This is a genomic window from Xylanimonas protaetiae, assembly GCF_004135385.1.
In the GTDB taxonomy this organism is placed as follows: Bacteria; Actinomycetota; Actinomycetes; order Actinomycetales; family Cellulomonadaceae; genus Xylanimonas; species Xylanimonas protaetiae.
Map to the genome: position 1 here is coordinate 379,275 of NZ_CP035493.1, position 12,302 is coordinate 391,576.

The 12,302-nt window shown below is 68.0% G+C and carries 10 protein-coding genes; 4 read left to right on the forward strand and 6 right to left on the reverse strand.

The features are described from left to right. Positions 1–59: 59 nt before the first annotated feature. Together ET471_RS01705 and ET471_RS01710 are read right to left on the reverse strand one after the other, a co-directional pair. Complete coding sequence (locus tag ET471_RS01705; RefSeq protein WP_129186316.1) at positions 60–1,034, reverse strand: glycosyltransferase family 2 protein; 975 nt, start codon at positions 1,032–1,034, stop codon at positions 60–62. Then, on the reverse strand, positions 1,024–1,449 hold the full coding sequence (locus ET471_RS01710) for a GtrA family protein (RefSeq protein ID WP_129186317.1): 426 nt from the start codon (positions 1,447–1,449) through the stop codon (positions 1,024–1,026). Before ET471_RS01710 ends, ET471_RS01705 begins: the two co-directional genes overlap by 11 nt. Before the next feature lie 267 nt (positions 1,450–1,716). Here ET471_RS01710 and ET471_RS01715 point away from each other — a divergent pair, with 267 nt between their 5' ends. Then, positions 1,717–3,087 (forward strand): IS4 family transposase, encoded by a 1,371-nt coding sequence (locus tag ET471_RS01715; protein WP_280949896.1) that lies wholly within the window; start codon positions 1,717–1,719, stop codon positions 3,085–3,087. Positions 3,088–3,163: 76 nt separating this feature from the next. Here ET471_RS01715 and ET471_RS01720 read toward each other — a convergent pair whose 3' ends face one another. Next, positions 3,164–5,203, reverse strand: coding sequence for a cell wall-binding repeat-containing protein (locus tag ET471_RS01720; protein WP_242496485.1), 2,040 nt, complete (start codon positions 5,201–5,203; stop codon positions 3,164–3,166). A gap of 252 nt (positions 5,204–5,455) precedes the next feature. Between ET471_RS01720 and wecB the strand changes: the two genes are divergently transcribed. From wecB to ET471_RS01735, 3 genes are read left to right on the forward strand one after another with little or no spacing between them, the layout of a single operon-like run. Beyond that, complete coding sequence (gene wecB / locus ET471_RS01725) at positions 5,456–6,523, forward strand: non-hydrolyzing UDP-N-acetylglucosamine 2-epimerase (RefSeq protein ID WP_129186319.1); 1,068 nt, start codon at positions 5,456–5,458, stop codon at positions 6,521–6,523. Further along, positions 6,520–7,617: a glycosyltransferase family 4 protein gene (locus ET471_RS01730; RefSeq protein ID WP_129186320.1), complete on the forward strand. Its 1,098-nt coding sequence runs from the start codon at positions 6,520–6,522 to the stop codon at positions 7,615–7,617. Before wecB ends, ET471_RS01730 begins: the two co-directional genes overlap by 4 nt. Beyond that, complete coding sequence (locus ET471_RS01735) at positions 7,614–9,086, forward strand: lipopolysaccharide biosynthesis protein (protein ID WP_129186321.1); 1,473 nt, start codon at positions 7,614–7,616, stop codon at positions 9,084–9,086. The genes ET471_RS01730 and ET471_RS01735 overlap by 4 nt, the downstream gene beginning before the upstream one ends. A gap of 6 nt (positions 9,087–9,092) precedes the next feature. Here ET471_RS01735 and ET471_RS01740 read toward each other — a convergent pair whose 3' ends face one another. From ET471_RS01740 to ET471_RS01750, 3 genes are read right to left on the reverse strand one after another with little or no spacing between them, the layout of a single operon-like run. Beyond that, the gene (locus ET471_RS01740; RefSeq protein WP_129186322.1) at positions 9,093–10,256 is read right to left on the reverse strand and encodes a glycosyltransferase family 4 protein; all 1,164 of its coding nucleotides are present in this window, start codon (positions 10,254–10,256) and stop codon (positions 9,093–9,095) included. After that, positions 10,253–11,239 carry a Gfo/Idh/MocA family protein gene (locus ET471_RS01745; protein WP_129186323.1) on the reverse strand — a complete coding sequence of 329 codons (987 nt, stop codon included), beginning with the start codon at positions 11,237–11,239 and terminating at the stop codon, positions 10,253–10,255. Before ET471_RS01745 ends, ET471_RS01740 begins: the two co-directional genes overlap by 4 nt. Continuing rightward, on the reverse strand, positions 11,239–12,300 hold the full coding sequence (locus ET471_RS01750; protein ID WP_280949928.1) for a DegT/DnrJ/EryC1/StrS family aminotransferase: 1,062 nt from the start codon (positions 12,298–12,300) through the stop codon (positions 11,239–11,241). Before ET471_RS01750 ends, ET471_RS01745 begins: the two co-directional genes overlap by 1 nt. Between the last annotated feature and the right edge of the window lie 2 nt (positions 12,301–12,302).

Here is a 12,302-nt window from a genome sequence, read left to right on the forward strand (position 1 = left end):
ATACGCGACAATCGGCGGCGGCTCGGGCGCACCCTTGGATGCGGCGAGCACGGACCGCGTCAACTCCGGACGACCCGCTCGAACGGCTCTCCGTCAGGTGTCGAAGGGCTGGCCTGAATATCAAGCTGGAGTCCGCTGAGGAGCATCTGTGTGCCGATCATGAGTGGTAGCGCGGCCAACATCACCGTCGCGGCCGTCGCCACGGATGAGCTCGCGACTTGGAAGCAGACCCAGATCGCGACGACCAGACCGAACCCGAAAAGCAGGAGGCCGAGTGCCAGTAGCAGGGCGATGGGAGAGAACGACCAGAGCACGTAGCGATACCAGATGCGACGCCAGAAGCCCTTCGTCAGAAGCGCCAGGAGTTCCGGCACAACTCGACTCAGGCGGATGCTTGACACCTCATCCCCGTAGACCGCCGGGATCGGCACATCGACAGCCGGGACTTGAAGGATGTTCAGGTGAACGAGCAGATCGTTCTCGAAACTGTACCGCGACGCCACACGGTCAAGGTCGAGGCGTCGAAGTACCTGCGTTCGGATCGCCGTGTAGCCGTTCTGCGGGTCGAACAGGTGCCAGTACCCGCTCGCGAGTTTCGTCATGAAGGAGAGAACGACATTCCCGAATACCCGGTACCTCGGCATACCACGGAACGACTCGGGCGCGAAGAACCTGTTGGCCTTCGCGAAGCCGTATCCCTGGGTCGTCACCCTCTCGAGGAGCGAGGGGAGGTAGGCCGGGTCCATCTGAGCGTCACCCGCCATGATGACGTTGACGTCGGCCCCAAGATCCATCGCGTGGCGATGGCCCGTGATGATCGCTCCGCCGACGCCCTTGTTCACCTCGTGCCGGAGAAGCACGACGCGCGGGTCCGTCGAAGCGCGGACGACCTCGCTTGTGTTGTCGGGGCTGCAGTCGTCGACCACGATGATGTGATCGACGAAGTCCGGCATTGTTTCGATGACCGTCGTGATCATCTTCGCCTCGTTGTATGCAGGCACGATCGCAGCGATGCGCGCTCCCTCAAAAACCATCAGACCCCCTCTGTCGAAGTCGCGTGCCGTCGGCCCCGTGGGCGTCGGCGGCGAACACCCACCAGCGGTACGCGAAGAAGTTCGAGACCGTCGTGACCATCGTCGCGACCACCTTGCCGATGCCCCAGCCTGCGGAGGTCTGGTCGATCAGCGCGACGACCGCGGCGGTGACGACGGTGTTGACCGCCACGAGGATCGTGTACCGCACCAGCGCGCGACCGTGCGGGGCTCGCGACGCAAACCCGATCCTGCGCTGCACCGAGTATGTGAAAGCAAAACTGAGCAGAAAAGCCACCGCGGCGGCAACGCCCGTCGGCCAGCCCAGGCCTTCACGAAGCAGCGCGAGAAAGCCGAAGTCGACGGCGAATGCGAGCCCCCCGGCGACGAGGTACCGCGCGATGCTGACAGTCATCATGCGACACTCCAGATCGCTCGGCGCCCACGAACCGGTGTGTGACGCCTCCGAGCGTTCCAGTTCTGGAGGGCAAGATGTCGGTCGGGTTGCGCTCGCACGGGAGAAGGCTAGCGGGAGTCGGACCCGACCTCTGTCCCCCTAGCCGCAATGCCGCGAAGTTAGGGCTCTGACCTGGCTGTCAAGGGGTGTTGGTGCTGGTCATAGCAGCGAAGCTCCTGTAGTTGAGGGCTGTCCGCCAAGACATGCCTTCACCACAGGAGCTTTGCCGTGCCGCAGTCTGCCATCGATCGTGTCGCTCGCGCCTTCGCTCCGGGGCACCTGGGCGAGTTGAGCGCCCTGGTTCCCGTCGAGCTCGTCGATGAGGTGCTGGCCCGTCACCGGGCGACCGAGCAGCGCGTACGGCTGCTGCCCTCACGGGTGGTCGTCTACCTGCTGGTCGCGGGTGCGTTGTTCGCGGGCCTGGGCTGGCAGCAGGTCTGGGACCGGCTGGTCGCCGGCCTCGGGCATGTCGATTCCTGTCCGTCGCGCACCGCGATCGCGCTCGCGCTGCGCCGGGTCGGGCCCGGCCCGTTGCGGTCGCTGTTCGAGGTCCTGGCCTGCCCGGCACCAGGCTCGACCCGGTGGCGGGGACTGCTGGTGTGCGCGCTGGACGGGACGGTCACCTCGGTGCCTGACAGCCCGGCCAACACCATCCGGTACGTCAAGCAGCGCGGCGGGCCCACCGGCGGCGGGTCCTACCCCGGGCTGCGGCTGGTCGCGCTCGTCGCGTGCGGGACCCGCACCCTGATCGATGCGACGTTCGGCCCGACCACGACCGGGGAGACGGTCTACGCGCAGGTCCTGACTCGCTCGCTGCATGCCGGGATGCTGCTGCTGGCCGACCGCGGCCTGAGCTCGGCGGCGCTGGTCGCCGCAGCCCACGCGAGGGGAGCCCACGTGCTGGTGCGAGCACGTACCGCCGCCGCCAACGGTCCCGCCCTGCCCGTCACCCGAGCGCTGGACGATGGTTCGTGGCTGTCGATGCTCGGCGCCACACGGGTGCGCGTCATCGACGCTCAGATCACCTCGGCCACGACGGCTGCGACCACGACCAGCCACTACCGCCTGGTCACCACGCTCCTGGACCCCCGCACCCACCCGGCCGACCAGCTCGCGGGCCTGTACCACCAACGCTGGCAGGTCGAGACCGCCTACCTCGAGCTGAAGTCGACCATCCTGGGCGGGCGGGTCCTGCGCGCCCGGACCCCCGACGGGATCGAGCAAGAGGTCTACGCCCTGCTCATCGCCTACCAGGCCCTACGCACCGCCATTGGCCGACGCGACCACCACCACCGCGATCCCGCCCGACCGCGCCAGCTTCACGATCGCGCTGAACGCCGCACGCGACCAGATCACCGCCAACCGGCACGCCGACGCCACCGATCCCCCGATCGAACTGCTCGGCGTGATCGGCGCCGCGGTCACCGCACGACCACTGCCAGCAACCCGCCCCCGCACGAACGCCCGCACCGTCAAACGAGCGATCTCCAAGTACAACGCCCGCGGCCCCAACATCGACCGCAAGACCTACAAGACCACCCTGACCATCACGATCTTGACAAAACCGACGCCCACCTAACTTCGCGGCATTGCCCCTAGCCGCCATCCGTCGCCTACCCCGCATGAAGACGCACGATCGGGGAGACACCTGACGCCATGAACGCGAGCCGGCACGTCACGAGCCGGCGGCACCGCGGGCGTAACCGGCGAGGGTCGCGGCCACAGAGTCCGAGACCACGCCAGAACTGCCGAGCACGACGACATGTGCCGGCGCTAGGCGCTGCAGTTCCGCCGCAATGACCTCGGGAACGGCGCTGGTCGTCACCAGGAGCACCGGCCCGCCGCCGGCAGCCGCGGCCGGCGCCCCAGACAGACCGTCCGGGAAGTTCGTTCCCACGGCGACGTAGGCCACTGGCACACCTGGCGCGAAAGTCGCCGCCGAGATCGCCGCTGAAGTCGAGTACCGATCCGGTCCAGCAAGGCGAGTCACCCCACCGGAGGTCAGCCCATTCAACCGAGTAGCCACCGCGTCCGAAACCACGCCCGCACTACCGAGCACCACGATCCGACCCGGACGCAGACGCCGCAGCTCTCCCTCGACAACGCTCGGAACCCCGTTGGTCTCGACCAACAACACCGGGCCCTTCCCGGCGGCCGCCGCAGAAGCACCCGACAGCGCATCGGGGAAGTCCGTTCCGACGGCGACGTAGGCCACTGGCACACCTGGCGCGAAAGTCGCCGCCGAGATCGCCGCTGAAGTCGAGTACCGATCCGGTCCAGCAAGGCGAGTCACCCCACCGGAGGTCAGCCCATTCAACCGAGTAGCCACCGCGTCCGAAACCACGCCCGCACTACCGAGCACCACGATCCGACCCGGACGCAGACGCCGCAGCTCTCCCTCGACAACGCTCGGAACCCCGTTGGTCTCGACCAACAACACCGGGCCCTTCCCGGCGGCCGCCGCAGAAGCACCCGACAGCGCATCGGGGAAGTCCGTTCCGACGGCGACGTAGGCCACTGGCACACCTGGCGCGAAAGTCGCCGCCGAGATCGCCGCTGAAGTCGAGTACCGATCCGGTCCAGCAAGACGGGTCACCCCGGCGAAGTAGGGGGCATAGAGGCCCGCGTACTGGGCAGCAGCTGCTCGGATGCCGGGCAGCACTGCGTAGCCCAGGTCACCAGGGCACTGTGTCTGGTGGGTGTCGCGGTGAGCGAACACCCGTGGCAGGACGACCTGCTGGCCCGCAACGAACCGGCCGCCCGCGGTCTGGCTGGCGGCAGTGAAGGTCGTCGACTCCGCTGGGTTGACGCCATACTGAGCGAGGCGGTACCCGATGATCTTGGCAACACCGTCCTGCTGCGCGGCTGAGGGCGTCACGCCCGCCGCGGTGGTGTAGCTGCCGAGCATTGCGACACCGACGGTGCCCGTGTTGAACCCGCCCGTGTGCGCCCCGATGATCGGGGCGTCAACGCTGCCTGCGGCGCCCTCGTAGATGTTGCCCCATTTGTCGACGATGAAGTTGTAGCCGATGTCGCACCAGCCGTTGGAGTTCTGGTGGTAGGCCTGATCGTTGCGGATAAGCTGCATCGCTTCCGCCACCGAGCTGTAGCTGTTCGCATTGTCGGTGTGATGGACCGCCGCGCCCTTCAGTGCGGACGCTGCGGGCCACGCGCAGGCGGGCGCAGCTCGCCACTCGCTGCGAGTGATGATGGTGGGACCAGCGGTGGTCCCAGCAGGAGCGACCACGCCAGCACTCGTCGCCGCAGGTGCGTCGACCTTGTCCGAGGACACCGTGGTGACCTGCACACCGGAGGGAACGGTGAGCGCGGCGTCGACCGTCGCGATCTCAAGCGCATCGGACTCCCCCACGTAGACCGGGCTCGACGAGACAGTCCTCGTCTCCCGGTCGGGTCCGTCTGTCTCCCTCTCTAGATGGGTCCATCCTCCCCAGGCGCCATCCGTGTCACGAACCCGCACCTGAAGATCTGGCATCGCGCTGTCGACGTCAGCGGGCCAGCTCACACCGACAGTCTGGAAGCCTTCGGCAACCTCCATCGGCGCCTCCGCGTTCGCGTCCACTGTCTCGACGTCCGCCGCTGTCGGGCCCGCCTCAGGCAGGACGGAGTCCGTGGCGCCCGCCTGGTCCGAGGTGCCCTGCACGCGATGCGGTGCCGCCGCCGCTGGCGCCGCGGTGATGACGGCTGACGCAGACATCGCGATCACGGCGGCACTGCCGACTGCAAGCGCCCCTCGGGCCGCGGCACCCGGGGCCTTCACGGACAACCGTGATCCGCGACCCGCAGTGCTCGTCGTGCGACGGGCTGGCCCTAGCTCGTGTCTCAACGTGGCTCCAAGTGGACGTGCTTCGCGCTGGCTGCAAGTGACGACGTGTGACGAACATAGCGAACCGAGGCGCGCCGGGGAACCGCGTCCGCAGCCAAAGCAGCACGGCTAGCATCGGTGCCCGTGAAGATCCTCAGCGTCGTCGGTGCACGCCCGCAGTTCGTCAAGCTCGCACCGATCGCTCGTGCCGCCACCGACGCAGGCGTAGACCACGTCATCGTCCACACCGGGCAGCACTACGACCCCATGTTGTCCGACGTCTTCTTTCGTGAGCTCGGCATCCCCGACCCGGACGTGCACCTCGGTGTCGGCTCCGCGAGTCACGGCGTCCAGACTGGAGCCATCCTGGGCGCCCTCGACGGCGTGCTGGAGGAGCATCGGCCAGACTGGGTGCTCGCCTACGGCGACACGAACTCGACATTGGCTGCTGCGATCGCCGCGGTCAAGCTCCACTATCCCCTGGCGCATCTTGAGGCCGGGCTCCGCTCGTTCAACCGGCGGATGCCAGAGGAACTCAACCGCGTGCTAACTGACCACGCTGCGGACCTGTGCCTGGCCCCGACAGAGGTCGGCATGAAGCACCTTGTGGACGAGGGCCTTGCCGATCACTCCATCCTCGTCGGCGACGTGATGACGGACGTGCTCCTCCAGGTCCGCGATGCCGTGGCCGACCGCGAAGTACCGCTGCTCGATGACCTGGGCCTGGAACGCCAGGGCTTCTACATTGCCACCCTCCACAGGGCGGAGAACACGGACGACCCGGCGCGTCTGGACGCCGTCATCCAAGGCCTCAGCGAGCTCGACCACCCCGTCGTCCTCCTCGCACACCCGCGCGTCGTTGCGAAGGCGACGGAGCACGGCCTGACGCTCGAACGAGGCGCACTGCGCCTGCACACGCCACTCGGCTACCCGGACCTCGTGGCCGCCGTACTGGCCTCGGCCGGGGTTGTCACGGACTCGGGCGGCCTCCAGAAGGAGGCATTCCTCTTGCGGACCCCCTGCACCACGATTCGACCCGAGACGGAGTGGGTGGAGACCGTCGCGCTGGGATGGAACGTCCTGGCCAACACGGCCGACGAGATCCGGGAAGCCGTGGCGCGTCCGATGCCCACGCCAACGTCGGAGCAGCCCTACGGTGACGGACACGCAGCGCGGCGTGTGGTCGAGGTACTGGCGGCGTCGCGCCGATGAAAATTCTCCTCGTCACACCATGGTTCCCGACGACCGTGGCGCCCGAGTCCGGACTCTTCGTGCTCCGGGACGCGCTGGCCCTGGCCATGGTCGCCGACGTGTCAGTGCTCCATCTCGACTGGAACAGTGACACGACCAGCCTTGCCGGGATCGATCCTGCGATCCGCGTGCAGCGGGTGCGGCTCGACCGGCGCGACCCACGCGCATATCTTCGGGCGCGAAAGCACGTCCGCGCGGCAGCGCGTCAGGCGGATGTCGTGCACACTCATGCCCTCACTGGACTCGTCCCGTTCCTCGTTGGGCGCCCTGCTCCGGCACGTTCGCCGTGGGTGCACACCGAGCACTGGTCCGGGCTGACCGCTTCGGAGACGCTCGGACGCGCGGAGCGCGTCATGAGACGGCTCCTCCTTCCCGTGTTGCGGCGTCCGGACGTCGTCGTGGTGGCCTGTCGTCGACTCGCCGAGCCGATCGGGGCGCTACGACGAGGACGTGTCGAAGTGGTGCCCTGCGTCGTGGACGACCCACCTCAGGTCCGAGAAGCAACGCGCGATCCGCACCTTCTGCGCCTCGTTGGTGTCGGAGGTCTGATCGACCGGAAGGGCCCGCTGACCGCACTCGCAACCGTCGCGGAGCTCCGCCGGCGCGGGATGCCCGCACAGTTGACGTGGGTTGGAACGGGGCCGCTCCGCGAAGCGGTGCTCGATGCGGCGAAAGAGGCGGGGCTCGAGGAAGACGTGCATCTGGCCGGTGCGCTGCCTCCCGCAGAGGTCGCAGCCGAGCTCGACGCGGCCGACATGTTCATCCTCCCGACGAGCGGTGACAACTTCTGCGTCGTGGTCGCAGAGGCGCTGACGCACGGCCGTCCCGTGGTCAGCGGGGCGTCGACAGGAGCGGTCGACTACGCGGTCGCCGCGGTCAGCGAGTTCGTGGAGAGCAGGGACGCGTTCGCCTACGCCGACGCCGTGGTGTCGCTGAGGGAGCGAACAGCGCGGATGTCCGCAGCCGACATCGCGGGCACCGTCCGTGGTGCGTTCAGCTCCGAGGCGGTCGCTCATCGTCTCATGGCCGTGTATGGCCAGCTCGTGCACCCATGAGCGAGAAGCGTCGCGACACGCGCACGGGTCGTCCGGGCAGGTTCGACCTCGCCCTGTCGACCGCCGGGACCATCGCGAGCGGCGTCGTCCGACTGCTCTACAACGTCCTGCTCGGTAATCTGCGTGGTGCGACGTTCCTCGGGAACGCGAGCAGCGCATTGTCCGTCGCGATGTTCGCGGCCATCGTCCAACCACAGGCCGTCGCTACAGCAGCAACCACTTTCGTGCCCAGGGCCGCAGGCGCATCGCCACGACACCAGGACTGCGACGCCGCACCCGCAGTTGCGTGGTATCTGGCGCGATACCTCGTGAGTGCCGCCGCACTCGTCGGGATCGGCGCGGGCGCGACCGCGTACTTCGTGCTGGCGACCGGGCCGACGGCGGCGGTCATGACCGCGCTGGTGACGATCGGCTACTCCGCCTACATCTTTGCGCGCGCACTCCAGTTCGCGACCTTTCGTGCAGTTCGGGCGGCGCGCGCAGACCTCGTGGCCGGCGTCGTCGCCCTCGCCCTTCTCGTGGCATTCCTGACTCTTCACCTCGACTCCCTGATCCTGCTCCCGCTCGCCCTCGGCTACGGCGTAGCCGCGTCAAGCATCTGGCCGCGCCGCGACACCCGGATCTCCCCCGGGCTCAGGGCCGAGTTGCGCAGGTTCATCGCGATCGGGAGCATCGGCGCGCTCGCCACCGGCGGGTTCCTCCAGCTGTCGATGATCACGGCTCGAGTGATCGGTACGAGCGAGCAAGCGGGCCAGTACGCCGCAGCCCTCTCGCTCGCCACGCCGCTCTCGATGCTGTCCACGGCGATCAGCATGGTCGTGGTGCCCGCGATGGGCGCCGCCGTCGGCGGGTCCGACGACGCGCGCTTCAGGCATCTCGTTGACGAGGCGGTCCGAGGCGTCTCAGCCGTGTCGCTCGCAGGTTTCGGCCTCGTCGCCGGCCTCAGCTCCATCATCGTCCCGCTCCTGTACCGCGACGGGTTCGAAGACGCTGCTCCAGTCCTCGCGATCCTTGCGGTCGCGATGCTCACCATGACCGCGACGATGCCTCTGATGAACGCCCTCATCGTCCGATCGCCACGGGGCGTCCGCACGACGACGGTGATCTCCGTCATCGCGACCGTGCTCGGGGTCGTCGTCTGGGCCGCGTTTGGGCCGCGCTACGGGATCACCGCGGTCGCCTTCGGCGTCCTCGCCGGCAACGTCACCGCGCTGGCCTCCATGGGCGTCCTCGTAGCCCGCGCCGAGCGGTTCGACTGGCGGGGTCTCGCGCTTCGCCACGGTGTCGTCCTGGTCGCAACAGCCGCACTGGCGATCCACGGGGCCGCCACGAATGAAGGCATCATCCTCACGCTCGGAATGACCCTCGCGGTCCTCGCACTCTGGTCGGTCCTCGTGGCGATGCCGGATAGAGCGGCGATCCTTGGCCTCCTCGGGTTGCGGGCGCGCGGAAGCAGTCACGCCGCATAACCCTCTTCAGGTGCGCAGACGGCGTGACTCGAGCACCACCTGCGCCGCGCGGGCACCAGTTGCCTGGACTGAGGCGTTGGCCGCTGCCCATGCTGCGAGTTCGGCGCGGCGTTCCCGGGTGGGCGCGTCGGACAACGCCTCAATCATTGCGGCGGCCACGGCATTGTCGTCGTAATCCGTCGCCCAGCCGAGGTCGCCGTCCAGTACCGCCTCGTACCCTGGCCCGGGACCCGCAAAGACTACTGGCGTCCCACACGCGACAGAGGCCAAGATCTTGGTCGGAAACGCGAAGTCGTAGCCAAGTCCGGGCCGCAGACTCACGAGCCCCGCTCTTGCCGAGCCGAGGATCTCGGCCGCATGCGCGGGAGGAACGGGCCCGCGGACTTCGATGGCGCCGTCCGGCAGACTAGCCGCTATCCGTCGGATCTCATCGAGTTCGCTCCCCTGCCCTATGAACACCAGTCGTGCACCCGGGACGGCCACGCGGACCTGGGCGAATGCACGCGCGAACACCGAAGCGCCCTGCCACTCCGAGGCCGTACCGGCGTATACGGCGGTGGGTTGTGAGTCGACTACCTCGTCAAGCGGCCGGAAGACAGCAGTGTCGATGCCGTTGCGGATCACGGTGATGTTGCGGCCGCCCAGTGCCGCAACGCGTTCGGCCACGCCATCCGACACCGCGATGACTCGCTGCGCGCCTCGCATCGCGAACGATTCGAGTGTTCGCAGGACACGCACCACCAGCCCCGACGCCCCCATCGATGCGCTTGCATCGGACCAGACGTCCGCTGCGTAGTAAACGTAGGGGGCTCGGCGCACGGCGCAGGCGAGCCTGACGACGACGCCCGTCGTGGGCGGGGGCTCCGAGACGACGGCGTCGACGCGGGGCCCGAAGAGCAACCGGAAGAACAGCGGCAGGTCGAAGCTCATGTATTGGACGTAGCCGCGAATGTACCCGGCCTTGTCGCGCAGGGCGGGCCAGCGACGGATCATGACCCGTTCGTCGAATGGCACGGAGTCGTCGCCCGGGACCGTCGTGGTGATCACGCTGACCGCGGCCCCCTCGCCCGCCAGCGCCGACGCCAGCGCGGAGAGACGGAACGACGCAGCCGCGGCCTCTGGAAGGAAGATCCGAGTCGCGACGGCGACGCGCGGCCGTCCCTTGGTCACAGGGAGACCGAGCTCCCGCTCGCAGCAGACGCGAGGGCCGCCTCGCAGACGAGCAACGTCATGACGCCCTGCTCCATGGTGACAATGTCATTCTGGACGCCCAAGACCGCGTCCCGGAGTGCTTCGTGCTCGGCCCTCAGAGGTTCCCGCTTAGCAAACGCGAACCGCGTGATGTCGCCCTCAGAGACGCCGCGGAACGCAGTGACGGCCTCCCACTCGGTCTGAATGAGACCGTTGGCGAAGAAGGTCAGGTCACCGGTCGACGTGTCCGCCACAAAGGCGCCTCGTTCGCCGGTCACGACACAGAGGCGCTCCTTCATCGGGGAGAGCCAGTTGATGGTGTGGTTGACCATCACGCCGTTCTTGAGACGACCCGTCGCGACGACCATATCCTCGTGCTGGCGCCCCGAACGGTGCGTCGTCTGCGCCGACAGCGATGCGTACTCGCTCTGGGCCACCCACGCCGTGAGGTCGAAGTCGTGCGCACCAAGGTCCTTGATCACTCCGACATCGGCAATGCGGGCCGGGAACGGGCCCTGCCGACGCGTGGCGATCTGGTAGACCTCGCCGAGCTCGCCCGCCTCGATCCGTCGACGCATCTCCTGAAGGGCGGGGTTGTACCTCTCGACGTGACCCACCGCACCGACCAGGCCCGCCCGCGCAAAGGCCGCCGCCATGCGCTCGCCCGCGCCTGACGTGTCGGCGATGGGCTTCTCCACCATCGTGTGCACGCCAGCAGCGGCCAGCTTGAGCGCTGCGTCCTCGTGAAACGCCGTAGGGACGGCCACCACCGCCAGGTCGAGCCCGACGGCGATCAGGCTCTCGACATCGGGCAGCACCTCGACACCGTGCGCGACGCCGAACCTGTCACCGCCCGGGTCAGCAATCGCGACCAGGTCGACCCCGTCCACCTCGCGCAGAACACGAGCATGGTGGCGACCCATCGATCCGATGCCCAGCAAGCCCGCACGCAGGTTTCCCATCAGGCGCCCGCCTTCGCGGTGGCGTTGACGCCAGCGACGATCCGCTCGAGGTCGTCCTGCGTGAGCGACGGGTGAACCGGCAACGAGAGCACGGATCTCGCCGCGACCTCTGTGTTCGGTAGGTCGAGACCCGGCGCGTAGGGCGCGAGCGAGGCAAGACGGTGGTTCGGGATGGGGTAATACGCGCCCGAACCGACGTTGTACTCCTCGCGCAGGGCCCGCTGAAAGCCATCGCGGTCGTCGTCGACAAGGATCGTGTACTGGTGGTAGACGTGCGTCGCGCTCGGGTCGACGTACGGCGTGACGACCCCGTGGAGGTTGGCGTCAAGAATCGCCGCGTTTTCCTGGCGAGTCTTCGTCCACGCCTCCAGCTTGGTGAGCTGGACCCGTCCGATGGCAGCGTGGATGTCCGTCATGCGTGCGTTGAAGCCAACGACCTCGTTGGCGTACTGCTTCTCCATGCCCTGGTTGCGCAACAGACGGACGCCGTGTGCGATCTCGTCGACACACGAGACCATGCCCCCCTCGCCCGACGTCATGTTCTTGGTCGGGTACAGGGAGAACACACCGAAACTGCCGAAGGTGCCGACCGGCTGGCCCATCCACGTCGAACCATGCGCCTGGGCTGCGTCCTCAAAGACGGCAATGCCGAACTCCTCAGCGAGCGAGGTGAACGCCGACATGTTGGCTGCCTGGCCGTACAGGTGGACGGGCATGACCGCCTTCGTGCGCGGCGTGATCGCGGCGCGAACCGATGCGGGATCGAGATTGAAGGTGCGCGGGTCGATGTCCGCGAACACTGGTGACGCACCCGCCAGGGCGACCGAGTTGCCCGTCGCGGCGAACGTGAACGAGGGCACGATGACCTCGTCCCCCGGACCGATGCCTGCGGCGAGGAGGCCAAGGTGGAGGCCCGAGGTGCCGGAGTTGACGGCGACCGACGTACGGCCGGCGACCATCTTCTCGGCAAACTCCTTCTCGAAGGCCGCAACCTCGGGACCCTGCGCGATCATGCCGGATCGCATGACGCGATCGACCGCCGCGCGCTCCTCGTCACCGATGA

Coding starts and splice junctions, on each gene's coding strand:
- ET471_RS01705 (WP_129186316.1), bottom strand. CDS start 1,034: ATGGTTTTTGAGGGAGCGCGCATCGCTGCGATCGTGCCTGCATACAAC.
- ET471_RS01710 (WP_129186317.1), bottom strand. CDS start 1,449: ATGATGACTGTCAGCATCGCGCGGTACCTCGTCGCCGGGGGGCTCGCA.
- ET471_RS01720 (WP_242496485.1), bottom strand. CDS start 5,203: ATGTCTGCGTCAGCCGTCATCACCGCGGCGCCAGCGGCGGCGGCACCG.
- ET471_RS01730 (WP_129186320.1), top strand. CDS start 6,520: ATGAAAATTCTCCTCGTCACACCATGGTTCCCGACGACCGTGGCGCCC.
- ET471_RS01735 (WP_129186321.1), top strand. CDS start 7,614: ATGAGCGAGAAGCGTCGCGACACGCGCACGGGTCGTCCGGGCAGGTTC.
- ET471_RS01745 (WP_129186323.1), bottom strand. CDS start 11,239: ATGGGAAACCTGCGTGCGGGCTTGCTGGGCATCGGATCGATGGGTCGC.